The 25,474-nt window shown below is 28.0% G+C and carries 23 protein-coding genes; 8 read left to right on the top strand and 15 right to left on the bottom strand.

The annotated features are described in order from the left end of the window. Positions 1–34 precede the first annotated feature (34 nt). From AS160_RS10295 to ade, 6 genes are all read right to left on the bottom strand, one after another. On the bottom strand, positions 35–538 hold the full coding sequence (locus AS160_RS10295) for a biotin transporter BioY (RefSeq protein WP_165148631.1): 504 nt from the start codon (positions 536–538) through the stop codon (positions 35–37). A 10-nt stretch (positions 539–548) separates the two neighbouring features. Continuing rightward, the gene (locus tag AS160_RS10290) at positions 549–1,472 is read right to left on the bottom strand and encodes an ABC transporter permease (protein WP_165148628.1); all 924 of its coding nucleotides are present in this window, start codon (positions 1,470–1,472) and stop codon (positions 549–551) included. Next, complete coding sequence (locus AS160_RS10285; protein WP_165148625.1) at positions 1,465–2,610, bottom strand: ABC transporter permease; 1,146 nt, start codon at positions 2,608–2,610, stop codon at positions 1,465–1,467. Before AS160_RS10285 ends, AS160_RS10290 begins: the two co-directional genes overlap by 8 nt. Next, positions 2,607–4,157, bottom strand: a complete 1,551-nt coding sequence (locus tag AS160_RS10280; RefSeq protein ID WP_165148622.1) for an ABC transporter ATP-binding protein — start codon at positions 4,155–4,157, stop codon at positions 2,607–2,609. Before AS160_RS10280 ends, AS160_RS10285 begins: the two co-directional genes overlap by 4 nt. Before the next feature lie 83 nt (positions 4,158–4,240). Beyond that, the gene (locus AS160_RS10275; protein ID WP_165148619.1) at positions 4,241–5,320 is read right to left on the bottom strand and encodes a BMP family ABC transporter substrate-binding protein; all 1,080 of its coding nucleotides are present in this window, start codon (positions 5,318–5,320) and stop codon (positions 4,241–4,243) included. 62 nt (positions 5,321–5,382) lie between these two features. Continuing rightward, positions 5,383–7,107 carry an adenine deaminase gene (gene ade / locus AS160_RS10270; protein ID WP_165148616.1) on the bottom strand — a complete coding sequence of 575 codons (1,725 nt, stop codon included), beginning with the start codon at positions 7,105–7,107 and terminating at the stop codon, positions 5,383–5,385. 78 nt (positions 7,108–7,185) lie between these two features. On the opposite strand from ade, the gene AS160_RS10265 reads away from it, so the two are divergent. Both AS160_RS10265 and AS160_RS10260 read left to right on the top strand, forming a co-directional pair. Then, positions 7,186–7,737: a nucleotidyltransferase family protein gene (locus AS160_RS10265; protein WP_165148613.1), complete on the top strand. Its 552-nt coding sequence runs from the start codon at positions 7,186–7,188 to the stop codon at positions 7,735–7,737. A gap of 1 nt (position 7,738) precedes the next feature. Next, complete coding sequence (locus tag AS160_RS10260; RefSeq protein WP_165148610.1) at positions 7,739–8,605, top strand: VIT1/CCC1 transporter family protein; 867 nt, start codon at positions 7,739–7,741, stop codon at positions 8,603–8,605. Positions 8,606–8,654: 49 nt separating this feature from the next. On the opposite strand, the gene raiA is transcribed toward AS160_RS10260, so the two are convergent. The 6 genes from raiA to AS160_RS10230 all read right to left on the bottom strand — a co-directional run bounded on the left by raiA (position 8,655) and on the right by AS160_RS10230 (position 17,063). After that, positions 8,655–9,191 (bottom strand): ribosome-associated translation inhibitor RaiA, encoded by a 537-nt coding sequence (gene raiA, locus AS160_RS10255; protein WP_165148607.1) that lies wholly within the window; start codon positions 9,189–9,191, stop codon positions 8,655–8,657. Positions 9,192–10,382: 1,191 nt separating this feature from the next. Beyond that, entirely contained in the window at positions 10,383–12,044 is a 1,662-nt protein-coding gene (locus AS160_RS10250) for an ABC transporter permease (RefSeq protein WP_165148604.1), read from the bottom strand. 13 nt (positions 12,045–12,057) lie between these two features. After that, positions 12,058–13,035 (bottom strand): ABC transporter permease, encoded by a 978-nt coding sequence (locus tag AS160_RS10245; RefSeq protein WP_165148601.1) that lies wholly within the window; start codon positions 13,033–13,035, stop codon positions 12,058–12,060. Positions 13,036–13,115: 80 nt separating this feature from the next. After that, on the bottom strand, positions 13,116–14,858 hold the full coding sequence (locus tag AS160_RS10240) for an ABC transporter substrate-binding protein (RefSeq protein WP_165148598.1): 1,743 nt from the start codon (positions 14,856–14,858) through the stop codon (positions 13,116–13,118). A gap of 19 nt (positions 14,859–14,877) precedes the next feature. Next, positions 14,878–16,041, bottom strand: a complete 1,164-nt coding sequence (locus AS160_RS10235; protein WP_165148595.1) for an ABC transporter ATP-binding protein — start codon at positions 16,039–16,041, stop codon at positions 14,878–14,880. After that, positions 16,041–17,063 carry an ABC transporter ATP-binding protein gene (locus tag AS160_RS10230; RefSeq protein ID WP_165148592.1) on the bottom strand — a complete coding sequence of 341 codons (1,023 nt, stop codon included), beginning with the start codon at positions 17,061–17,063 and terminating at the stop codon, positions 16,041–16,043. Before AS160_RS10230 ends, AS160_RS10235 begins: the two co-directional genes overlap by 1 nt. 139 nt (positions 17,064–17,202) lie before the next feature. On the opposite strand from AS160_RS10230, the gene AS160_RS10225 reads away from it, so the two are divergent. Further along, positions 17,203–17,439 carry a S4 domain-containing protein gene (locus AS160_RS10225; RefSeq protein ID WP_165148589.1) on the top strand — a complete coding sequence of 79 codons (237 nt, stop codon included), beginning with the start codon at positions 17,203–17,205 and terminating at the stop codon, positions 17,437–17,439. On the opposite strand, the gene AS160_RS10220 is transcribed toward AS160_RS10225, so the two are convergent. The 3 genes from AS160_RS10220 to AS160_RS10210 are packed head-to-tail and all read right to left on the bottom strand — an operon-like array spanning position 17,436 to position 20,408. Further along, positions 17,436–18,665: a replication-associated recombination protein A gene (locus AS160_RS10220; protein WP_165148586.1), complete on the bottom strand. Its 1,230-nt coding sequence runs from the start codon at positions 18,663–18,665 to the stop codon at positions 17,436–17,438. The two genes, AS160_RS10225 and AS160_RS10220, sit on opposite strands and share 4 nt — an antisense overlap. A gap of 9 nt (positions 18,666–18,674) precedes the next feature. Further along, positions 18,675–19,541 carry a DegV family protein gene (locus tag AS160_RS10215; protein WP_165148583.1) on the bottom strand — a complete coding sequence of 289 codons (867 nt, stop codon included), beginning with the start codon at positions 19,539–19,541 and terminating at the stop codon, positions 18,675–18,677. A 15-nt stretch (positions 19,542–19,556) separates the two neighbouring features. Then, positions 19,557–20,408: a DegV family protein gene (locus AS160_RS10210; protein WP_165148580.1), complete on the bottom strand. Its 852-nt coding sequence runs from the start codon at positions 20,406–20,408 to the stop codon at positions 19,557–19,559. A 95-nt stretch (positions 20,409–20,503) separates the two neighbouring features. On the opposite strand from AS160_RS10210, the gene AS160_RS10205 reads away from it, so the two are divergent. The 5 genes from AS160_RS10205 to AS160_RS10185 are packed head-to-tail and all read left to right on the top strand — an operon-like array spanning position 20,504 to position 25,420. Then, positions 20,504–21,112: a CBS domain-containing protein gene (locus AS160_RS10205; protein WP_165148577.1), complete on the top strand. Its 609-nt coding sequence runs from the start codon at positions 20,504–20,506 to the stop codon at positions 21,110–21,112. Between the two features lie 11 nt (positions 21,113–21,123). After that, the gene (locus tag AS160_RS10200) at positions 21,124–21,738 is read left to right on the top strand and encodes an MBL fold metallo-hydrolase (protein WP_165148574.1); all 615 of its coding nucleotides are present in this window, start codon (positions 21,124–21,126) and stop codon (positions 21,736–21,738) included. Between the two features lie 11 nt (positions 21,739–21,749). Next, positions 21,750–23,210, top strand: a complete 1,461-nt coding sequence (locus tag AS160_RS10195; protein ID WP_165148571.1) for a glycogen/starch synthase — start codon at positions 21,750–21,752, stop codon at positions 23,208–23,210. Positions 23,211–23,219: 9 nt separating this feature from the next. Further along, complete coding sequence (gene galT, locus AS160_RS10190) at positions 23,220–24,224, top strand: galactose-1-phosphate uridylyltransferase (protein ID WP_165148568.1); 1,005 nt, start codon at positions 23,220–23,222, stop codon at positions 24,222–24,224. Further along, the gene (locus AS160_RS10185; RefSeq protein WP_165148565.1) at positions 24,221–25,420 is read left to right on the top strand and encodes a hypothetical protein; all 1,200 of its coding nucleotides are present in this window, start codon (positions 24,221–24,223) and stop codon (positions 25,418–25,420) included. The genes galT and AS160_RS10185 overlap by 4 nt, the downstream gene beginning before the upstream one ends. The last annotated feature ends 54 nt before the right edge of the window (positions 25,421–25,474 follow it).

Genomic DNA, 25,474 nt, shown 5'->3' with positions numbered 1-25,474 from the left:
ATATACTAAAAAAACTAGGCCTGTATTTGCAGACCTAGTTTTTTAGTATATTAAACTCATATTTTTGGGTAAGTTTATATGTATAATATCCAAGTATTACTTTTAATGAATCAAATAGTACAAATGGTAAAAATCCTATTTTAATTGCTTTTATTAAAGATAGATCAAGATTAATCATTAATCCCGAAACACCAAATATATATATAATTAAAATAGCCAAAAATCCATTAATAATATTTTCAAAAGGCAAAAATGCAACTAATGTAGCTAATAAAAATCCTATTATATATCCTCCAGTTGGACCAAAAATTACAGAAATACCTCCGGAAAATCCTGCAAAAACAGGCAATCCCAAAGCTCCTAATAATACATAAATTAATATAGCCTTCCAAGCATCTTTTTTTAGGAAATATATCGTCAATATAACTCCGAAAACTTGAAGAGTAAAAGGTACTCCAAAAGGTGTTGGAATTTTAATCCATGATGTAACAATTAAAAAAGCTGTAAATAACCCTAATAAAGATACCTTGTTTTTCATACTTTCCCTCCTAAATATCCCTATTTTTCTTATTCTTAGCCTTATTCCAAGCATAAAAGGCTAAGGCACCTACTGTAATTATAAACGGCATAGATTGCGTAACTTCATATGGGATATTTAAGAATTGTAAAGAAAACGATAATGCTTCTGAAAATCCAAATAATAATGATCCCAGTGCTACACCATATGCGGACGTACCGCCTAATGCTTGGGCTGCCAATGCAATAAACCCTCTACCTGATGTCATATCTCTTGCAAACCACTCGACGTATCCCATTGATAAGAATATTCCACCCAAACTTGCAAGCATCCCACTAATTATTAAAGCTGTATATTGTGTTTTAAATACAGAAATACCTACTGAACGAGCAGCATCTGGAGATTCGCCTACAGATCTAATTCTTAAACCAAGAGGAGTTCTATATAACATATACTGGATTAAAAATACTAAAATTATAGCTATATAAGTTAGAATATGATGACCACTTAAAATATCTCCTAATATTGGTATATCTTTTAATATTGGTATATCTATACTTGGTAAAACCAATGATTTTAACGATGCAGATGATCCTTTATCTCCTGTAAGCAAATATAATGCATATATAGTTCCACCACTAGCAAAAATATTTAATGCAATAGCTGCCATAATTATATCCGTTTTTAATTTTAATGAGAAATACGCTAAAATAGTTGACATTATTATTCCAGTTATTAAAGCACCTATTACTGATAACCATAGACTATGGGTAAAACCACTAATAATTACACCAACAAATGCAGAAAATAACATTGTACCTTCAAGAGCAATATTTGGAGTTCCCGCTAATTCTGCAACTAAAGCACCTAAAGCTGCTAATAATATTGGTGTTGTAACCCTTATTCCTGCCGCCACAAATTCCCATGATAATATAGAACTTAATACATTATTCATTTGCATCACCACCAGCTATTGCTTCCTCTGTACTTCTAGCTTCCTTTTCTATGGCTCTTTGTCTCATTTGTGATAAGAATGCTTCTGCTGTTACTAATAATATAATTGTTGCTTGTAGTATAGATACCATTTCTGGTGGAATATTCGTGTATCTACCCATGGTTTTAGCACCAACTCTAATGTAAGAAAGGAATAATGCTGCTATAGGAACATAAATAGGATTATTTCTAGCAAGTGTAGCTATAATTATTCCATCCCAACCATATCCTGGTGAATATAACCATACAAATCTTCCATAATATCCTAATAGTTCAATTATTCCAGCAGTTCCCGCTATTGCCCCACTTAATAAATGAACTTGGAAAAATGTTTTTTGTGTGTTTATTCCAGAATAATATGCAAAATGCTTATTATTACCTATCAATCTCACTTTATAACCCCAAGTTGTTTTTTTCATAACAAACCATAATGCAAAACTAAGCGCTAATGCAATTAAAATACCGCTATGCCATCTATACCTTGAATTTAATAAAAATAATGTTGCTGAATCAGAAAATTTCAAAGATACTAATTGTCCAGCATTAGGATCTCTTAAAAATGTTTTGATTATAAATAGGCCCATATATAATGCAACATAATTAAGCATTAAAGAGGTAACAACTTCTGATGCATTCCATTTTGATTTCAAATAACCAGGTATAGCAGACCAACCAGCACCAACTAAAGATGCCAGTAATATTACTACAATTGGTGTTATTATTGGTATTGATGGGAAATAAATTGCTGCCCCAGTTGCAATTGCTGCTCCTAAAAACAATTGACCTTCAGCACCAATATTAAAATGTTTTGCAGTAAATATCAAAGATACTGCTAACCCAGTTATTATAATGGGAACACTTTCATTTATCCATTGTATAAACCCTCTTAAATTAAATATCCATTCACCTCTTCTTTCTTTAAGAATAGGTGAAAGCAAAAATGTTTTAAAAGATTCATTTGCCTCTTTAAAAGCTATTTTCATTTTTTCTGCAAAAACCATACTACCTTCTGGATATACCGTAACTAATATTAAAATATATCCTAAAAACAATGCAATACCTATAGCTATAGCTGTTCTATATATCTCATATCTCTTCATATTAAATCACCCATTTCTTCTTTAGACATTTTTTTAATTCCAAGCATATATTCACCTAAAATTTCTTCATTAATCTTTTTAACATCCTCAAAATGAGCAACAAATTCCCCATGATATATAACTAATATTCTATCTGACACCTCTAATAGTTCTGTTAAATCAGAGGATACTAATAATACTGCAACATTATTATCTCTTTCTTTAACTAGACGTCTTCTAATAAAATCTGCAGCTGCAATGTCTATACCTCTAGTTGGTTGATCCGCTACTATTATTTTTGAATTAGCTGTAAATTCTCTAGCAACAACCACTTTTTGAATATTTCCACCTGATAACATCTTTACTGCTGTCTTAGGTCCATCTGTACGTATATCAAATTCCTTAATCATTTTTTCTGCATTTTCTGTAATTTTATTATATTTTAATACTCCTTTTTTAGAATATGGTTCTTTTTCAAATCTATCACTAATTAAATTTTCTTCTATAGAATCTTCTTTTGAAACGCCGTATAACATTCTATCTGCTGGTATAAAACTCATGCCGGTTTTTCTAAATTCATGCGGATTATCTGCATCCATCATATTTTTTCCAAATATGAAGATTTCTCCTTTTTCTGGTTTGTCCATTCCTGTAATAATATCTACTAATTCCGTTTGTCCATTTCCTTCAACACCTGCAATTCCAAGTATTTCTCCTTCTCTTAATTTTAAATTTATACCCTTAAGCATTTTAACTCCATCAAATCTTGTATACTCAAGGTTTTTAGCCTCTAAAACAATATCTCCAGGTTCTGCAGGTTTTTTATCTATTTCAATATCAACATCTCTTCCAACCATCATTCTTGACATATCTTTTTCAGTTATATCTTTTACTTCAGCTTCTCCAATTGTTTTCCCTCGTCTTAATACTGTAATTCTATCAGCAATTTCCTTAACCTCATTCAATTTATGTGTAATAAATATAACTGTTTTCCCAGCTTTAGTTAAATTCTTTAAAGCCTTAAATAATTCTACTGTTTCTTGTGGGGTTAATACAGCTGTTGGTTCATCTAAAATAATTAAATCTGCACCTCTAACCAATGTTTTTATTATTTCAACCCGTTGTTTCATACCAACACTAATATCTTTAACCTTTTCATTCAATGGTACTGGCAATCCATATTTATTCATTTCTTTCTCCACAAATTCAATAGACTTTTTTAAATCTATTGATAATCCTTTTCGTGGTTCCATACCAAGAACAATATTTTCAACAACTGTTAATGATGGTACTAACATAAAATGTTGATGCACCATCCCTATCCTTAATTCTATAGCTTTATACGGCGAATTAATATGTACTAACTCTCCGTTGTAATAAATTTCACCTTCTGTAGGTTTTTCAAAACCAAATAATATTTTCATTAAAGTACTTTTCCCAGCACCATTTTCACCTAATAATGCGTGAATTTCACCTTTTTTCACCCTTAAATTTACACCTTTATTTGCAGTAACACCATTTGGATATACTTTCCAAATATTCTTCATTTCAAGAACAAATTCACTCATTTTATCACCTTTCTTTACAGGTATTATTTAAAATAGGGGCTAATAGCCCCCATTATTTTTTACATTATATTATTTATATGTTATTATGGTCTTACAGAATCTCTAATTTTATTTAATTCTTCGTTACTCATTCCATATGCTGTTGGAACTTCTATATCTCCTCTAATAATAGCTAATTCTAAATCCTTTAATTGAACTAATACCCAAGGATCAACTTTCATAATTTCTTTGAAGTATTTATTATCTGCTAATCCAACGCCTCTTTCTTTTAATCCTAATGCTTCTGCTTTACCTAATGGCATTTTACCTTCCATATATAATTTTATAGCTCTGAATAATGAATAATCTACATTTTTCATCATTGATGTTAATGTGTGCTTTACTATATCCATATCTTTTTCTTCATATAACAATTGCATATCAGAATCAACACCTATACCCCATCTATCCATTTCTTTTGCTGCTGCTAAAACGCCATTTCCTGTTTCACCCGCAACTGCAAATACAACATCTGCACCTTGTCTGTACATTGATAATGTGAATTCTTTACCTTTTGCTGGGTCATTCCATGCACCTACATATGAGATTAAAACTTTCATTTCTGGATCAATATATTTTGCACCTTCAATATATCCAACTAAGAAATCGTTAATAACAGGAATATCCATACCTCCTAAGAAACCTATTATCTTTTTATCTGGAACAGAATATTTAAATTCATTTGATTTTGATACTAATGCTGCTAATGCACCTGCTAAGAACGATCCTTCATTTTGTTTATATGTAATAGAATATACATTATCCAAATTTCCTTGTGAATAATCAACTGCATCATCAAATATTACATAATTTTGATCTGGATATAATGGTGCTATTCTTTGTATTAATTCAACCATTTGCCATGTACCTACAATTATTAAATCATATTCACCAAGATCTGAAATATCTTCTAATGTTGGTTCCCATTCTGCAGGATTATACCCCATTTCAATAATCTTTGTTTCTGCTCCTAATTGTTCTTCAGCCATTTTCATTCCTCTTGCTGCGGAATCAAAGAATGATTTATCACCTAATGTACCATTAATTAATAATGCTACTTTTACCTTACCAAATAATGATAAAGATAATATAATTACCAATAATACTACTAACAACTTTTTCATATAAACCCCTCCTTTTTTGTATATGTTAATTCTACTACAAATTTATATTTTTTACAATATTCCTAATCAACAAATAAATCCACATATTCTTGTTTATTAACGTCTACCAATCCATTATTTGTAATTTTTAAATTCGGAATAACTGCTAATTGTAAAAAGGATAATGTCATAAATGTAGCATCAACTGCACCTAGTTTTTTTACGTTTTCTTCTAATAATTCTAAATCCTCAACTACATCTTCTAATTCTTTATCTGTCATTAATCCTGCTATAGGAAGAGGTAACTTTGATAATATTTTACCATTATCAACTACAACCATTCCACCATTCATTTTTTCTATTTCTTTAGCAGCTAAATACATATCTTCATCATTTGTTCCAATTATTCCTATATTATGTGAATCATGTCCTATACTTGAACCAATAGCTCCACTTTTTAAACCAAAACCATGAACAAAACCCAAAGAATAATTTGTACCTGTATGTCTTTCAAATATTGCAATTTTTATTATATCTCTTTCTATATCAGAAACAACAAAACCATTTTCTATTTTTGGTTCTAAAATTAATTCGTCTGTTAATAATGATCCTTCAAATATTTTTATTACCCTTATTTTATTTCCTTTATTCTTTATTTTTAAATCATTAGCAGAAAATTCTGGTAAAACTACTTTACCAAATTTTTTAGGAATATCATTATATACACCTTTCATATCTTCAACAAATTTTCCATCTTTAACAACTAATTTAGAATCTTTAAATACCATCCTTATATTCATTTTTTTCAAATCATCAACTACTAAAATATCAGCCTTATAACCAGGTGCTATTGCTCCCATACTTCTTAGATTATAATATCTTGCTGTATTAATTGTTGCCATTCTAATAGCTATAATAGGGTCTATTCCTTTTTCAATACTTCTTCTTACTAAATAATCTATATCTCCTTCATTTAATATGTCTAAAGGCTCCCTGTCATCAGTACAAAATGAAAAACTATGATGATTCATTTCGTTAACTGCTTCAATTAGTGCATCGAGATTTTTTGCAGCTGTACCTTCTCTTATAAACACTTGCATACCTTTACTAATTTTCTCTAATGCTTCTTCTTTTGTTGTACATTCATGATCAGATCTAATAAACGCGTCTATATATGCATTTAATTCTTTTCCTCTAACTCCAGGTGCATGCCCATCTATTTTCTTATACATATGTCTTAATATTTCTATTTTAGTTAATAATTCAGGATCCCTATTTAACACCCCAGGAAAGTTCATTACCTCTCCCAATGCAATAATTCTATTTGGGTATGAATCAACAAAACCAACTATATCTTCAGGACCAAGCCTAGCTCCTGATATTTCCATATTTGTTGCAGGAACAGCCGAAGGAATTGCTATATATACATTTAAAGGTATTCCTTCAGTTGATTTAATCATATACTCTAGTCCATCTAGTCCCAGCACATTGGATATTTCATGCGGGTCGGCTATTACTGTAGTTGTTCCCCTTAATAATACTGCTTTGGCAAATTGTCTTGGAGATAACATAGAACTTTCTATATGTAAATGAGCATTTATAAACCCAGGTAAAACATATTTGCCTTCTAAATTAATTATTTCTTTTCCTTCATTATAATCACCAATTCCTGCAATTCTTTTTCTAAATAATGCAATATTTGTTTCTTCAATTTCTCCTGTAAAAACATTTACAAGCTTTGCGTTTTTTAATAATATATCCGGTTTCTCCTCCCCCAGCGCCACAGGAATAATATCTTTTATTTTCATCCAATCCCCCCTAAATATATATTATATTTGTGATATAATCTTAACATATATTATACATCAAATGGAGGTTATTAAAAAATGAAAATATTAGGAGTTATTTTAGCTGCTGGACTTTCTAGTAGATTTAAGGGAAATAAATTGCTATTTAATTATAATGGGAAACCTCTTTTACAATGGACAATTGATTTATTAAATTCCTATAATTTTGATAAAATAATAGTTGTAAATGATAAATGGAAAAATAATTTTGAATTATATGATTTTAAAATAGTTATTAACAATGACTATATAAACGGAATTTCTTCTTCTGTTAAAACTGCTATAAAATATGCTTTAAAAAATAGTTATGATTATGTGTTAATATTTCTTGGAGATATGCCTCTTGTAAAAAAAGAAATTGTTGATATGATTTTAAATGTTAAAAGCAATAAGCTTATAATTGCTCCATATTATAATAATAAAAAGGGATTTCCAACTTTAGTGAAAAAAGAATTATTTGAAGATATATTAAATCTTGAAGGGGATTCGGGAATTAAACAAATTATAAAAAAACATCCAGAATATGTTGAAAAAATCAACGTTAATACACCTGAAGTAACAATAGACTTTGATTATAGATTGGAGGGATAATATGGATGATAAAATTAGAGAAAAATTAATGTTATTTCAAAAATATGAAATAACCGAATATTACGTATATAAAAATTTAGCCAAAAGAATTAAAGGAGATAATGGAAATATATTAGAAAGTATATCAAAAGATGAGATTAAACATTATAATATAATAAAAAAATATACAAATAAAGATATTAAACCAAATAAATTTTTAGTATTCTGGTATGTGTTATTATCCTATATATTTGGATTAACTTTTGCCCTAAATGCAATGGAAAAAGGAGAGGAAAAAGCTCAAATTGCTTATGATGATGTGAAAGAAATAATTCCAGAATTTAATGAAATAATAGAAGATGAAAATAACCATGAGAAAAAATTATTGAGTTTAATTGATGAAGAAAAAATTCAATATGTTAGTTCTATGGTATTAGGATTAAATGATGCATTAGTTGAATTAACAGGAACATTAGCGGGTTTAACCTTTGCATTTCAAAATTCTCGTCTTGTTGCATTATCCGGATTAATTACAGGAATTGCCGCATCATTTTCAATGGCAGCATCAGAATATTTGTCTCAAAGAGCAGAAAAAGATGCTACAAATCCATTAAAAGCATCCATTTATACAGGAATAGCATATATTATTACTGTAATTTTACTTGTTGCTCCGTATTTTATATTTTCCAATCCAATGATTTCATTATTGTTCACTATAATAAATGCTATTATTGTAATAATATTCTTTTCATTTTTTGTTTCTGTTGTTCAAGAAAAAACATTTAAATATTATTTTTTAGAAATGATTACTATTAGCTTTAGCGTTATGATTATTTCATTTGTAATAGGTTTAATCGCAAGAAAATTATTCAATATTGATATTTTATAATTTATATATAATAATAAATGCGGGGAAAATCCCCGCATTATTTATGTTATTATCCTATTAATTCTATTAATCCCAAACTTCCATCTTTTCGCTTATAAACAACATTAACCTCTTCTGTATCAGAATTTCTGAATACAAAAAATTCATGACCTAATAATTCTAATTGCATAATAGCTTCTTCAAGAGAATACATATTTAAATCAAAACGTTTTCTTTTATCAATTTTGTTTAAAATGTCATCTTCATCAACATACTCTACATTTAATTCCTTTAAAGGATTGGGGGATACGTGATTTTGTAATTTTTCTTTAAATTTCTTTAGTTTTCTCTCATATGCATCCGATACCCTATCAATAACTTCATATAAATCTGTTCCTCTTTCTTCAACCTTCATAATATTTCCTTTTAGATGTGATGTTACTTCAACTTTAAATAATTCTCTGTCTTTTTCTACCCTAACATCTGTACTCATTAATAATTCATCGTGTTTTTTAAATACCCTATCAATTTTTTCCATTCTTTTTTCTAAATAATCTTCTAATGCTGCAGTTAATTCTATATTCTTTGTGAATAACTTATATTCCATATAAACACCCCCTTTAGATGTTCCCTATTATAATAATAGCACTTTTTTTCAAAAAAGTCAAACTTTCTTAATCTTTTCATAATGTAATCAATAGTTTTTTAAATGTAAAAAACTACTTGATGAAATATAATTATATATTATTTAATATTATTAAAGATTGAAAAATTATTATAGAAAATCTGAAAATTATTTCGTGACCATCCTGAATTTTCATCTTTAATAGGAATAGAAGATATACCTTCATTTCAAATAATTTCGTATAGGACTAATAAATTGAATTTTAGAAAAATTAATAATGCTTTGATTAATTAGATATATAAAAAATGGAAAAGAATTTGGTAAAAAACTTTATTTATCTTTAGATGTCAAGAATGATTTTGTTTTTGATTTTACTTTAGGCATCTTTTCATGAATCAAAATTCTTTGATGATTATTTCAATAAAATCTTTTTCTAAGATTTTATTAGATGCAGCATATGATTCATACGATATTTTTCTAAAATAAAATCTTCTGGTTCTATTCCTGTTATTGATTAGAATATGAGAAATACTAAATATCATGAATCATATAATATGTTATGAAATCTTTTAGAACAGTATTTAAGGATGATTATAAATTATGTTGGGAAATAGAACTCGTAAATGGCATTATGGATACATGAACTGAGTATGTTTAGTATGTTAGAAATAGAAATTATTTAACTTTTGCTGGTATTGTTGTTTTATTATTAATTCTTCTCTTTAATCTTTTCCATGGTTATAATTTAAAAAAGATTTCTAATTTTTTCGGTCCTTAGACTTTTTGGACAGCCTAATATATATATTTTTATTTCACTTGTGTTTATTTTAAGTTATTATTTAATAGAAACTTTTCAAACACCTTATTTATTAAAGCTTTTTACTTTTAGTTTTTTTATCAAATACTCTCTCTTATTATATATGATATTTAAAAAGATATATATTTAATATCTGGAATACACTCAATAATTAACTATTTTGCATTTAAGGAGGCTTTTTAATGAAGAAAAAAATTGGAGAAAACTATAATAATTTTGTTGTAATAGATGAAAATAATGTCATATTATTAAATAATAATAAAATTTTAAAACTTCTTTTATTATGGTTTTAGAAAATTTAATTTTACTAAAAAATTAAATAAGAAAAAAAGGGACTCCAAAGAGTCCCTTTTTCATTAATGTCCTAATGCTCTTGGATCCAAAGCATCCCTTATAGCATCACCAAATAAATTAAATGCAAGAACTGTAATGAATATAAATAATCCTGGTAATAATAACCATGGATAATTTGTTAAAGCTGTGATATTTTGTGCTTGAGATAACATAAGTCCCCAACTAGCTGAGGGTTCTCTAATACCTAACCCTAAGAAACTCAATCCAGCTTCACCAAGTATATATCCTGGTATTGATAATGTAGCAGAAACAATAACATATGTTGCTGTATTAGGTAATAAATGTTTCCATATAATTTTTCTTGATGGATAACCTAAAGCAACAGCTGCTTGAATAAATTCTGTTTCTTTTAAACCGAGTGTCATACCTCTAATAACCCTTGTCATACCAGGCCATCCAATAAAAGATAATATAACTATAATTAAAATATATTTTATTGATGGTGATAATTCAGAAGGTAATATAGCACTTAATGATACTAATAAATAGAAACTTGGAATAGACATTAATATTTCTGTAAATCTCATTAATATCTCATCAATCCAACCACCAAAGTATCCAGCTACTCCACCTAGCATTAAACCAATTGTAAATGTAATAGCAATACCTAATAAACCAATTGTCAATGAAACTCTACTACCAAATAATAATCTACTAATCATATCTCTACCGAACTTATCTGCACCCCATAAGTAGATAATACCGTCTTTAGATGCATAATCCTCTGCAAAATATGGTAATTTACTTTTTTCAACACCAAATAAATGAATATTTCCAGGAATAAATCCTAACCATTTATATTCCCAACCTTTAGTAAAGAATTTAAGGTTAAATTTCTTCAAATTAACTCCTAAAATGTTTTCTGGGTAAAATTCATAGAAATCATCTTCTGTTTCAACTTCAATTACATCTAAAGAAACATATTTTCTAAATTCTTTAATATCTTCTGGTTTTAAATTATATCTTTCTAAATTTGATTTTGTCTTATAATTTTCTTCAAAATAGAAAGTTGAAGCTATACCTCTATCCTCTACAGATAATAATACATTTTCACCTTTTAATAAAGGTATTTGATCAATATTTAAAAACCCTTCTTCATTTTTATTTATAATCTTATCTTTAATTCCTAATTCTTCAAAAGTTACTAATGGTTCTGTTTTTGATTCTGTTAAAATATTGTACTCTTTTCCATCATTTGTCACAGCAATTGTATTATAGCTCAATACAAATTGATAATTTGTAACTGTAGATTCATAATCTGGGTTATATTCTCCTACTTTTAATGTTGTCTCTACACCTGAAAAATCATCGTATACTTTAAAATTATCAAAATAAGTTGCTTCCTTATATGTACTTTGGAAAGTTACTGGATCTTTAACTCTTTTGTATAAATAAACATGAGGCCCTGCAAGTTTTCCTGTTTCATCTTTCCAAAAAACTTTCATTGGAGGAGCATATTTAAATTGTATATGTTGAACCCTATAATCCATTGGTGAAAGAAAATCTGCAAATAATGCAAAAATATATAATATAAGTAATATCCACATAGCAACAAGACCAAATTTATGTCTTTTTAACGCTCTCCATACTAATTGAGGGGTAGATAAAAATTGTTTTTCAAAAACATCTTGTTGTTGTTGTTCATTTTTAATTTCTTCAGCCATTATTTTCCCTCCATTATCCTAATCTCAAACGAACTCTTGGATCAACTGCTGCTAATAATATATCTGCAATTAAATTACCAACAACTAATAATACAGAAGCTAACATAATATCAGCCATTATAACAAAAATATCTTGTTGTAATAATGCTTCAATGATTAATTGTCCCATACCTGGCCATCCAAATACGTTTTCTGTTAAAACAGCTCCACCTAAAAGACCTGATATGGAAAATCCTAAAGCTGTTATTATTGGGTTTATAGCATTTCTTAAGGCGTGTTTATATATAACAACATTTTCAGGCATACCTTTTGCTCTTGCAAATTCAACATAATCTTGTTTTAATTCATCAAGTAATTGACCTCTCATAATTCTCATTGTACCAGCAAGACCCGATGTACCTAAAGTAATCATTGGACCAAGTACATGCCATACAATATCTAGAAATTTCTTCCATACAGGGAATGAATCATAATCTAATGATATGTATCCACCAACAGGGAAATATTTTCCTCCGGTTTTTGCTGCAAAAAATAAAAATAATAACGCAAAGAAGAAATTAGGAATTGATAATCCTATAAATCCAATAACTGCTACTATTTGATCACCTAAACTATATTGATGCAATGCTGCATATATACCCAGCGGGATACCTATCCCCCAGGTAAAAATGAATGTTGTAATACTTAATAATAATGTTGCTCCAACTCTTCTCCAAATTAAATCCCATACAGGAACTTGATATGTGAATGATTGTCCCCATTCACCTTGAAGCATATTTTTTAACCATAAAAAGTATTGAACAACTGGTGATTTATCAAGACCAAAGTTTTTTTCTAATAATTTTACTTGTTCTGCATCTACTGCAGGATTTAGCCTATATGAATCTAAAAAATCACCAGGAGCTAAGGATATAATCATAAATGAAACAATAGATACTCCCAGTAGAACGGGAATAGATAGAATAATCCTTCTAAGGATATACTTTAACATCCATAATACCTCCTCAATTTAATTTGAAAGGGAGTGGAGAAAACTCCACATTCCCCCACTCCCAATTAAAATAAAATTAATTATTGATCTTTCCAGATATTCCATCCTGCCCATAATACGCCTGCTGCTGGGTTTGGTTCTGGGTTGTATATATGAACTGTATTTTTGTAAGCTATTAAATAATTTTGTGCAACTGTATATACTAATACTTGATGTTCTGCAACTAACATTTGGAATTCATCAAATAATTTTCTTAATTCATCCTTATCTACAGCTGTAACTTGTAATCTCATAATTTCATCTATTCTCTTTTCATATTCTGGTACCATGTAATCTGCTTTTAATGCATCATCGTACATATCTGGTTTTACTTCTGGTGAATAATTCCAGAAATGTAATCCACCGTCTAATCTCCATACATTCCATCCTGATGCTGGATCAACTGAACCTGTTAAACCAATAATAATTGCTTCCCAATCACCTGTTGAAACTAATTTTCCAACTAATGAATTAAATTGCATTGGTGCGAAGTTAACTTCAATTCCTAATTTTGATAAGTTTTCTTTTAAGATATTACCAATTTCTTCCCTAACATTATTACCTGCATTTGTTGTTAATTCAAATTTAACTTGATTTCCATCTGCATCATATAATTTTCCACCTTTTAATACAAAGCCACCATCTTTTAATTCTCTCTTTGCTCTTGCTAAAGAATATCTGAATCCTAAGTTTTCTACTTCTGGATTATAGAATCCTGATGATGGTGATACTGGACCGTATAATGCAGCACCTAAACCATTATATAATACATCAATTAATGTTTGTTTATCAATAGCATAAGCAATAGCTCTTCTAAAGTGATCATTTCTAAACCATTTTCTCTTTACAGGATCTTTTGCGTTAAAGTTAAATGTTACAAAGTTTGATCCTAAGTTTGGTCCACCTTGTTTTACTATCCAACCTTTTTCTTCTGCCATTGCTCTAATTTCTGGGAATTCTTCAGCTGTTGGAGAATAAATATCTGTTTCTCCAGCTTCGAACTTTAATCTACCTGTATTTAAGTCTTTAACGATTATGTATATAATTTGATCTAAATATGGTAATTGAACACCATTTTTATCTTTTCTATAATAGTAAGGGTTCTTTTCTAATACAACTCTAACGCCTTCTTTATATTCTTTTAATACAAATGGACCTGAACCAACTACTTTATCTAATTCTGCTAATGACCAAGCTTCTTGGAATTTACCTTCGTTATAATATGGTTCTAATACATGTTTTGGTAATATTTCTGTCCATCCAATTGATTCATGACCTCTTCTGAATTTTGAGTTATAAATAAATTGTACTGTATAATCATCTACCCTAACTATTGATGGTAATTCATCATTTGAATCCATATAACCAGCATTTCCATTTGCTGTCATATTTTCATCAAACCATATTTTTTCAAATGACCAAATAACATCATCAACTGTTAATGGTTCACCATCTGACCATTTTAAACCTTTTCTTAAAACATATGTATATACTGTTTTTCCATCTTCTGTAACTTTAGCAGAAAATTCTTTTGCTAATCCTGGTAATTCTGCTAAACCTTTGTTAGAAGAATGTACTAATGTGTCTAATACCCATCCGATAATATCTGTAGATGATGTTTCTTGTGCCCATGCTGGATTCATTGTTTTTGGACCGGATGTTGTGTCTAAAAACAATGTACCCCCTGGTTTTCCAGCAACGTCTTCAATTGCCCAATCTACTTCTTCAGCAAATACTGCTAATGCTGAAACAAAAACTAATAATAAGACTAAAAACTTCTTCATACTACTCCCTCCCTTGAATTTAAGATTTTGGTTCAAATTTATAACAACCTACATAATGATTTTTTTCTACTTCATAATATTCTGGATATTTTTTAGAACATGGTTCAAATGCATATTTACATCTTGGTGAGAAGAAACATCCATTTGGTCTATTAATTGGAGAAGGAACTTGTCCTTTTATAATAAATTGCTTTCTGTCTCTTCTCTTTTTTGGATCAGGAACTGGAGCTGCATTTAATAATGCTTCAGTATATGGATGTTTAAAGTTGTCAAAAATTTCATCAGAGTCACCATATTCAACCATTCTTCCTAAATACATAATACCAACATAATTAGAAATAAATCTAACAACACCAAGATCATGAGAAATAAATAAATAACCTGCGTTTAATTCTGATTGTAAATCTTTTAATAATTTAATAATTTGTGCTTGAACTGAAACATCTAATGCTGATGTAGGTTCGTCAAGAATTATCAAATCTGGTTTTAATATAGCAGCTCTAGCTACAGCAATTCTTTGTCTTTGTCCTCCTGAGAATTGATGTGGATATCTGTCAACATGATATTTTTTAAGACCAACATTTACAAGTATTTCTTTAACTATATCAAAAGCATCATTTTTATTCTTAGCTATACCGTGAAATAATAATGGTTCTGATAATATTGCACCAACTGTCATTCTAGGGTTCAAAGATGATGTTGGATCTTGGAAAACAATTTGTACCTTTCTTCTAAAGTGCATTCTCTTTTCTTTTAAATCAGATAGCATGTAATCAATAAACTTTGATTCTCCATTTTTGATCAAATATTCAAAATATGGTTTTTTATAATCTGGTAATTCATTTAAAAATTCTGATTCTGATTTTTTCTTTATTCCATTATTTAAAATATCAATATAATGATTTTTTAAATATTCTTTAGCTTCTGATCTTTTTAAAAATAGATAACTTGTATCTTTGTCATCTATAAATATTTCTCCATCAGTTTGATTATATAATCTTAAAATTGTTTTACCAATTGTTGTTTTACCACAACCCGATTCTCCAACAAGCCCATATGTTTCGCCTTTATCCAATTCAAAACTAACATCATCAACAGCCTTTACATATCCAACAGTTTTTTCAACTATAAATCCGTGTTTTATAGGAAAATATTTTTTTAAATTATTAACTCTTAAAAGCATTATTTATCTCCCTCCATTTCTACGTCCATTGGGTTCCAACATCTTATATAATGTCCTTGTTCAACTTCTTTAAATGGTGCTAATTCTTTTCTACATCTATCTGTTGCTTTAGGGCATCTAGGTAAAAACGGACATAGTTCTGGAGGATCTAACATTATTGGTGGTTGTCCTGGAATTGGTTCTAACTCCTCTTTTTTAGCATCATGTCTTGGAATACAATTTAATAACATATGTGTATAAGGATGCAATGGCTTTTCAAAAATAGTATTCACATCAGCTAATTCCATTTGCATTCCACCATACATAACCATAACTTTATCTGCTATCTCAGCTACAACAGATAAATCATGTGTTATATAAATCATTGCCGTATTAAATTCATTTTGCAAATCTTTCATTAATTCTAATATCTGTGCTTGAATAGTAACATCAAGTGCTGTTGTTGGTTCATCAGCTATTAATAATTCTGGATTACATGATAAACCTATAGCGATAACAATTCTTTGTCTTTGTCCTCCTGAAAATTGGAAAGGATAGTCATCTATTCTTTCCTCAGCATTTGGAATTCCAACTTTCCTTAATAATTCTATAGCTCTTTTTCTTGCTTCTTCTTCAGAAACATTTTGATGATACATTATTGTTTCTATCATTTGATCAGCTACAGTATACATTGGATTTAAAGATGTCATTGGATCTTGGAAAATCATAGCAACATGTTTTCCCCTTATTCTAGTAAATTGATTGTATGGTAATTTTGTTAAATCAATATATTCCTTTTTCCCATCTTTACTGAATTCATCAGTGTAAAATAAAATTTTACCTTCAGGAATATATCCTGGTTTTTTTATTAATCCCATTATAGTTTTCATAGTAACACTTTTTCCAGAACCTGTTTCACCAACAACACCTAAAGACTCATTCTTATTTAAAGTAAAAGAAACTCCGTTTACTGCCTTAACTGTTCCTTCAGCTATGTCGAAATAGGTTTTTAAGTTTTCTACTATAAGAACTGGCTCAGACAACTCTATCACCTCATAATTAAATTTAATTATTGAATATTTTCACTTAATATATTATAATTATTTTACACCATAATGTCAAGTATTAAAAAACGATTTTAATTCACAATAATGAAAAATTTTTCACGGAGGTTGTTAATAAATGAGATTGGACAAGTTTTTAAAGGTAAATAAAATAATTAAAAGAAGAACTATTGCTAATGAATTAGCTAAAGCCGGAAAAATAACAAAAAATAACAATACACTAAAACCTTCATATGAGGTGAAATCCGGGGATATAATTAACATTACATTATACAATAAAAAAATTATTTTTAAAATTACAGATGACTATAAAATTGAAATATTAGAAGAAATAAATATTAATAATAACGTCTAATAGTTCTTAAACCCATCCCATAATTTTTTTAAACGTTGTTTTATTTTATTCTCAAATCCTATATCATATGGTTTATATATTTGAGTATTTTTTATTTTTTCTGGTAAATAATAATCTTTTATAAACCCATTATAATCATGTGGGTATTTATAATCTTTACCATATCCTTTTGTTTTCATCCATTTAGTAACCGGATTTCTAAGTTTCATAGGTATTTCAAAATCAATATTAATATATTGTTTAGCTGTCATATATGCATTTAAGGAAGAATTGGATTTTGGTGCTGAAGATAAATAAATTGTTGCTTCTGTTAATGGATATAAACATTCTGGATATCCTATTTCTTTTGTTGCTAAAAATGCAGAAACAGCAATATTTAACGCTATAGGATCTGCAAGTCCAATATCCTCGGATGCTAGTATCATTAATCGTCTCGCTATATATAATGGATCTTCTCCATTTTCTAACATATATGCTAAATAAAATACAGCTGCATCTGGATCACTACCTCTAACACTTTTTATAAAAGCTGATATAGCATCATATTTATCCTCTTTTGAATAGCCAAAAGAGGATAATATTTCTTTAAATGAATCAGGCTCTATTTCTTTTATTCCTATATCAATTAATGCCTCAATTGTATTTATTATTCTTCTTATGTCATAACCAAAATATGTTTTTAAATGAATATTTAAATTTTTAGAAAATGAAACATTCTGAAATTTCTTTTCTATTATATTTAATAATTCTTCTATATCTTCCTCATTTAAAGGGGAAATTTCAAAAGTCAATATTCTTGATAATAACGCTGGGTTTATGGAAAAAGAAGGATTCTCTGTAGTAGAACCTATTAAAATCAAATCTCCTTTTTCTACATGTAACAGCAATACATCTTGTTCAGCTTTATTTAATCTATGAATTTCATCAACAAATAAAACTATTTGTTTTTTAAAAAGAGGTGTTTCTGATTGAGCAATAATAGTTTTAAGAGTTTTTGCTCCTTCCAATGCTCCAGAAATTTTATGAATTTCATACCTATTAGTATCTAATTCATTTAGAAAAGCTGATATTATAGTAGTTTTACCGGACCCTGGTGGCCCGTAAATTACAAATGATTTAATTTTATCTTTTATTATCCAATTTCTTAAAATACCTTTTAATTTTTGATTTCCAATTACTTCATTTAATTTTTTTGGCCTTAATGATTCGTATAATGGAATATACAATTTATCACCTTATTCTGTTACAATTACACCTATACCAAATAAATCAGGACCAGAATGAACTAATAATGTACTTGAAACCTTCCCCATAATAACTTCTAAGGTATGCTCTAAATTACCAACTTTTTCAAAAAAATCTCTCTGAACTTTTTCAAATTCTTTTGTAGTTCCGCTAATATAAACAGCCGCTATATTTTTCCTATTATCAACAAACTTATTAAATTCCTCAAACACTTTATCAAATGATTTCTTAAAACCTCTTACTTTTGATACAGAATAATAAATCCCCTCATCACTTATAGATATTATAGGCTTTATATTTAACATTTCACCTATTTTTGCAGAAACTTTCCCTATTCTACCACCTTTTGCTAAGTATTTTAACGTTGGAATAGCAAAAAATACTTTTGCTTTATTTATGTTTTCATTACACCATTTAACTATTTCATCAAATACTTTACCTTCTTCAATCATTTTAATTGCATTATAAGCTACAAGTCCTGCACCTATTGAAATATTTTTTGTATCAATATTTTCTATTTTTACATCTGGATATTTTTCTTTTAATGTATTTGAAGTTAATCTAAAAAGATTAAAAGTGCCGCTCATCTTACTTGAAATATTAAAGGTAATTATTCTTTTTATACCTTCACTAATTAATTCCTCAAAAGCTTTTATCACTGAATCAGGCTTAGGTAATGATGTGGTTACTTCACTATCATCAAGTCTTTTAATTAAAAATTCTTCTGTTATAGAACCCTCTTCATATTCTTTTCCGTCAATAATTATTCTTAATGGTACTACTTTTATATTATATTTTTCTATTATATTTTTAGGTAAATCTGTACCAGAATCTACTATAATACCTATTTTTTCCATACTATCATCCTCCAATTATAATTTCAAGACACCAATACCTATTAAATCTTGACCAGTGTGAACTGATAATGTACTAGAAACCTTACCTTTAAATATCTCTAAAGTATTGCCTAATATTTTTAATTTTTCTACAAAATTATCTTGCATAATTTTCACTTTCTCATTATTCCCACTTATAACAACACCAGCTATAAATTTATTATCTCCTATATATTTTAACACCTCTTTATACAATGCTTCTACTGATTTATTATACCCCCTTATTTTTGATACTGTATAATAAACACCTTCATCATCAACTGAAATAATAGGTTTTAAATTTAATAATTGTCCCATCATGGCAGATACCTTTCCTATCCTTCCACCACGTGCAAGATACTTCAATGTTGGTATTACATAAAATACTGTAGAATTTTTTATATCTCTTTTTATATTATCAACAATTTCTTTTAAATCCATACCTTGTTCTATATATTGTAAAGCTCTATATACTACTAATCCTGAGCCTATTGAAATATTTAAAGTATCTATATTTATTATTTTTACATCTTTAATGCTTTCTGATATCATTTTAAACAAATTATATGTACCACTTAAATTCTTTGATATATTAAAGGTTAATATATCATTATATCCATCATTTATCATCTCTTCTATTGCAATTTTTATATTCTCTGGTTTCGGTAATGATGTTTTAACATTTCCATCTATATGTTCAAATAAAAAATCTTCCGAAAATGTTCCCTCATCGTATTCAACACCATCAATTATAGTTCTCAACGGAACTACTTTAAGATTATCATATTTTTCTAATATATTTAAAGGGATGTCACAGCCTGAATCTACAATTACTCCTATTTTCCCCATTTATTCTCCCCCTTTTTCTTTTTGATATTAATATTATAGCACAATTTTTATCTTTTTTGGTGTATAATATAATAAAAGGAAGAAGGAGGATATTTATGTACGTAAAATTATGGACAAAGAGGGCCTTTGAAAAATTAAGTATTGAAAACACCATAGACGACGCAATAAAAATGTTTTTTGAAAAAGATATTGATATTATTTTACTTACAAGAAAAAATGGAACTCTTCTTTCTGCAATCAGAAAAGAGGATATTGCTGTTTTACGAGAATACGATAGCGATGATTTATTAATAGATGTATTTGAACCTATAGAAGATTTTTTATATGAAGATGATTTAGTTGAAGATGTATTATTAACAATGTTAGAAACTAATTATAAGATATTACCAGTAGTTGATTATGATATGAAACCTATAGGAATTTTTGGAATTAATGAATTGCTAAAAGCAATGGTAAATATTACTGCGTTAGATGAACCAGGAACGAAAGTTATTATAACTTTACATGATAAACCTGGCGAAGTAAAAAAGGTTGTTGAAACTATAAGCAATAACAATTTAAATATTTTATCAATGACAACATGTAAAATAAATTCATTTAAAAGAATGTTATCAATAAAACTATCCTTAAAGGATGTTAATGCTATATCCTCTATCTTAGATAATAATAATATTGAATATGATGGAATATATGAAGAAGCATAGGAGGTAAAAATATGAACTTTAAAGTAATTTTAGATGGCGGATTATTAACTATAACTGGTAGAGTACACGGTACATTCTCTTCTGTATTTTTACTAGAAAATAATACTAGAAAAATACTAATTGATCCAAGTCATATACATGTTATTCAAGATATAGAAGCTAATTTAGAAATTGCACCAGAAGATATAACAGATATTGTTTTAACTCATGTGCATTTGGATCATGCATATAATTCTATGTTTTTCCCAAATGCAACAATAAGAATACATGAAAATTATTTAGGAAAAGATTATAGAAAATTTGGCCCACTAATAGGACAAGCATATCAACAAATGATTAATTCTTGGAATAACCGCGTAGAAACATTTAAAGATGGCGAGATTTTATTTGATTCTATAAAGGTTATATACACCCCATATCATTCAAAAGAGCATGTTTCTCTATATATTGAAAGTGAAAATATGGGTAAAATATTCCTGCCAGGCGATATTTGTATGACAAAAATTGATTTTTATGACATTATGAGAAATTTAAGAACTGATAAGGTTGCAGAAATAGTAAAAGAATGGTCAGAAAAATCTGATTATGTTATTTTCACTCATGATACACCTTATAAAATGAGATAGGTGGTGAAATTATGAATATTACTTTTATTTCATATGAGGTTGCTCCTTTAGCAAAGGTTGGAGGATTAGGAGATGTTGTTGGAACTTTACCGAAATTTTTACAAAACAAAGTAGATAACATAAATATAATAATGCCTTTTCACAAAATTGTTGAAAAAAACATAGAAAAATATAATTTACCTTTAGAAAAAGTATATGATGAACTTTATCCTTTTAGTCATTCATTAAAATATCCTTTTTCGGTATATAAATCTGTATTACCAAATACAAATATTCCAGTCTACTTAATAAAAAACGATAATCTTTTTTCAACTGAAGAAATATATGAATATCCTCATCCTGAACATCAAACATCTTACTTTTGTGATGCCTCTTTAACGTTTGTAAAAACAGCTCTTCCAGATATAGATATTATACATATTAATGATTGGCAAACATCATTAATTCCTGTTTATCTAAGAAATAATTATAGAGATGATGAAATTTTAAATAAAAAAACTACTGTTTTAACTATTCATAACTTAGGTTATCAAGGGATATTCTCTCCTGATACACTTAATGTTGCAGGATTACCTGGATACTTATATAATATTGATGCTTTAGAATTTTTTGGACAAATTAATTTCTTAAAAGGTGGAATTTTATTTAGTGATATTTTAAATACAGTAAGCAGAACATATGCTGAAGAAATTCAAACTGAAGAATATGGATATAAACTTGATGGCGTACTAAAAATTAGAAATGAAGATTTATACGGCATTTTAAATGGTATTGATTATGAAATTTTTAATCCAGAAACAGATAAATTAATTCCATATAATTTCAACATTAAAAACTTAGAAAATAAAACAAAAAATAAATTATATTTACAAGAAAAATTAAATTTACCTCAAAATAAAGAAATACCTGTTATAAGTTTTATAGGTAGAATTGTTGAACAAAAAGGTATTGATTTAATCTCAGAAATAATAGATTATCTAACTTTATTGGATATTCAAATTATTATTTTAGGAACTGGTGAAAAAAAATATGAAGAATTATTACTTAAATATCAAAATAAATACCCTGATAAACTATCTATAAATATTAAATTTGATTTAGATTTAGCTCAACTTATTTATGCTGGTAGTGATATGTTCATAATGCCTTCCAAATATGAACCATGCGGATTGGGACAAATGTATTCAATGAGATATGGAACTATTCCAATAGTAAGATACACTGGTGGTTTAGCCGATACTGTAAAAGAATTTTATTGTAATACTAATGAGGGTACTGGATTTGGTTTTTACGAATATACTTCATCTAATTTATTAATCTCTGTATTAAAAGCTCTTAATGTATATTTTAGAAATCAAGAATGTTGGAATACACTAGTTAAAAATGCAATGAAAACTGATTTTTCATGGGATAAATCGGCAGATGAATATATATTATTATACAAAAGATCAATCAATAAGAAAAATTATTAGGAGGATAAAATGCCTGAATATAGAAAAGATCCTATTACAAATCGATGGGTTATTATATCCTCTGAAAGATCCAATAGACCAATAGAAAAAATTATTCCTAATGTAGAAAAATTTGACTTTTGTCCATTTGATCAAGGAAATGAAAACCTAACTCCACCAGAAGTTTTAGCCTTTAAACCAGAAAAATCTAAACCAAATGATGAAAATTGGTGGCTAAGAGTTGTTCCAAATAAATTCCCAGCTGTAACAAAAGATATTCCTCCAAATTTAAATAGCAATGGAATATATTTTTCAGTTGATGGATATGGTTATCACGAGGTTATAATAGAAACACCTAATCATGATTCGAAAATTGCTTATATGAATTATTCTGAAGTAGAAGAAATTGTATGGGCATATTTAAATAGATTTAATGATATAAAAAAAGATAAAAAAATCAAATATATTCAAATTTTTAAAAATTATGGAAGAAGTGCTGGCGCATCTTTATCTCATCCTCACTCACAATTAATTGCAACTCCCATAATTCCTATTTTTATTGAAGATGAAATTAAAGGTGCAAAAAAATTCTATAATATTAAAAACAAATGTATTTTTTGTTCTATAATTGAGCAGGAAAAAAATGAAAATATAAGAATTGTTGAAGAAAACGATACATTTTTATCTCTTGAACCTTTTGCTCCTAGATTTCCATATGAAACATGGATAATTCAAAAAAAACATAATTCAAATTTTGGTAGTATTAATTCAAAAGATGTTAAGGATTTTTCTTCTATACTTAAAAATACATTATTAAGGTTAAACGTATTATTAGGCGATATACCATATAACTATATGATTCACACATCACCCTTTGATATTTTAAACAATTCATATTATCATTGGCATTTAGAAATTATTCCTAGATTAACAAATGCTGCAGGTTTTGAGTGGGGATCAGGATTTTTTATTAATTCTGTTTCACCAGAAGTTGCCGCTAGAAACTTAAAAATTTTAGAGGAGGGATTATTATGAAAAAACTTTTAACATTTTCATTTATAGTATTATTAGTATTTACATCATTTTCTGCTTTTTATGTGCGACCATTTTTTAAAACTGTTGAAGAAAATGGACAAGATTATTTAGCATATTCTATAACAGGTGTTTTTGAAAATGATAACTTCGGTATTGGTTTAGGACTTAATGCTTATCAAGAAGAAATAGGCGGAAGCTTATTCTATGGGACACCTGGTACTGATCCTTCAACAAATGTACTTTCGGGATTAACTTTGAACTTAGTAAAATTAAGAGTAGGCCCTTTATACTTTAGATATGGTATGTCATATCCAAAAACTATAGGTTTAGGTATGTTGGTTTTTAACTACAACAATGATTATAGAAATGCTTTAGACTTAGGTTTAATTTTACCAATGGCAAGAATAGAAGTGCATGCTCCATATTCTTTAGATTCATTAATGCCATTCTCATATAGTCAATCAGCACATTTATATTATGGAATTTTAAAAACAAAAGTTGGATTTATTAATTTAGAAGCATTTGCTGGAAAACCTATGGCTAAGAATGAAGTTGAACCATTAAGAGATGATCTATTAGGTAGTGTATCTGCATATATTGGCGGGAACGCATTAAAATTAGGTGGAGAAATTGGTTATATATCTTCAACATTCGATTCTACCACATTAACTGGTTATGGCGCAGGTGCTGGCGGAATATTAAATTTAGGTATTATTACATTAAAAGCATTGCCTGTAGTTTTACAAATGCCATATTATAAGCTTGGATTTGTAAATTCTCAATACGAAGAAAATTTAATGGACAATACAAAATATGATGAATTAAAAAATTATAATGATACAAGATTAGGAGGTATTGGAGAATTAGAATTTTCTTTAGGAAATATTTTAAGAGCTAGTGCAAGATTAAACTATGATTTAACCACAGAATTCGAAGTTCAAAATCCAGAATTAAATGGTTCATTACAAGCTAGAATTCCTTCAGAACAATTCCCATTATTAATTGTAGGAAAATATTATAAGGATATGGAAAGTTTAGATGAATTATCTTCATTATTCGATACAAATACAAATGCTGAAATTTCTTTTGGATATCCTATTTCAAATGGTTTATTCATGCTATATACAAAATATTATGACAATATAAACAATGAATTTAAGGACAAAATAGAATTTTCTGTTATTGCTGATTTTTAATAATTAATTTAATTTATTATAAAATATACGGGATTAATCGTTTATTATTACCGA

It is taken from the genome of Marinitoga sp. 38H-ov (genome assembly GCF_011057715.1).
GTDB lineage: Bacteria > Thermotogota > Thermotogae > Petrotogales > Petrotogaceae > Marinitoga.
Note: the sequence above shows the minus strand (reverse complement) of the source record. Positions and strands in the feature narration are given on the sequence as shown.

Coding starts and splice junctions, on each gene's coding strand:
- AS160_RS10250 (WP_165148604.1), bottom strand. CDS start 12,044: ATGGCTGAAGAAATTAAAAATGAACAACAACAACAAGATGTTTTTGAA.
- AS160_RS10295 (WP_165148631.1), bottom strand. CDS start 538: ATGAAAAACAAGGTATCTTTATTAGGGTTATTTACAGCTTTTTTAATT.
- galT (WP_165148568.1), top strand. CDS start 23,220: ATGCCTGAATATAGAAAAGATCCTATTACAAATCGATGGGTTATTATA.
- AS160_RS10200 (WP_165148574.1), top strand. CDS start 21,124: ATGAACTTTAAAGTAATTTTAGATGGCGGATTATTAACTATAACTGGT.
- AS160_RS10225 (WP_165148589.1), top strand. CDS start 17,203: ATGAGATTGGACAAGTTTTTAAAGGTAAATAAAATAATTAAAAGAAGA.
- raiA (WP_165148607.1), bottom strand. CDS start 9,191: ATGGAATATAAGTTATTCACAAAGAATATAGAATTAACTGCAGCATTA.
- AS160_RS10260 (WP_165148610.1), top strand. CDS start 7,739: ATGGATGATAAAATTAGAGAAAAATTAATGTTATTTCAAAAATATGAA.
- AS160_RS10265 (WP_165148613.1), top strand. CDS start 7,186: ATGAAAATATTAGGAGTTATTTTAGCTGCTGGACTTTCTAGTAGATTT.
- AS160_RS10285 (WP_165148625.1), bottom strand. CDS start 2,610: ATGAAGAGATATGAGATATATAGAACAGCTATAGCTATAGGTATTGCA.
- AS160_RS10240 (WP_165148598.1), bottom strand. CDS start 14,858: ATGAAGAAGTTTTTAGTCTTATTATTAGTTTTTGTTTCAGCATTAGCA.
- AS160_RS10210 (WP_165148580.1), bottom strand. CDS start 20,408: ATGGGGAAAATAGGAGTAATTGTAGATTCAGGCTGTGACATCCCTTTA.
- AS160_RS10290 (WP_165148628.1), bottom strand. CDS start 1,472: ATGAATAATGTATTAAGTTCTATATTATCATGGGAATTTGTGGCGGCA.
- AS160_RS10215 (WP_165148583.1), bottom strand. CDS start 19,541: ATGGAAAAAATAGGTATTATAGTAGATTCTGGTACAGATTTACCTAAA.
- ade (WP_165148616.1), bottom strand. CDS start 7,107: ATGAAAATAAAAGATATTATTCCTGTGGCGCTGGGGGAGGAGAAACCG.
- AS160_RS10235 (WP_165148595.1), bottom strand. CDS start 16,041: ATGCTTTTAAGAGTTAATAATTTAAAAAAATATTTTCCTATAAAACAC.
- AS160_RS10280 (WP_165148622.1), bottom strand. CDS start 4,157: ATGAGTGAATTTGTTCTTGAAATGAAGAATATTTGGAAAGTATATCCA.
- AS160_RS10275 (WP_165148619.1), bottom strand. CDS start 5,320: ATGAAAAAGTTGTTAGTAGTATTATTGGTAATTATATTATCTTTATCA.
- AS160_RS10185 (WP_165148565.1), top strand. CDS start 24,221: ATGAAAAAACTTTTAACATTTTCATTTATAGTATTATTAGTATTTACA.
- AS160_RS10195 (WP_165148571.1), top strand. CDS start 21,750: ATGAATATTACTTTTATTTCATATGAGGTTGCTCCTTTAGCAAAGGTT.
- AS160_RS10245 (WP_165148601.1), bottom strand. CDS start 13,035: ATGTTAAAGTATATCCTTAGAAGGATTATTCTATCTATTCCCGTTCTA.
- AS160_RS10205 (WP_165148577.1), top strand. CDS start 20,504: ATGTACGTAAAATTATGGACAAAGAGGGCCTTTGAAAAATTAAGTATT.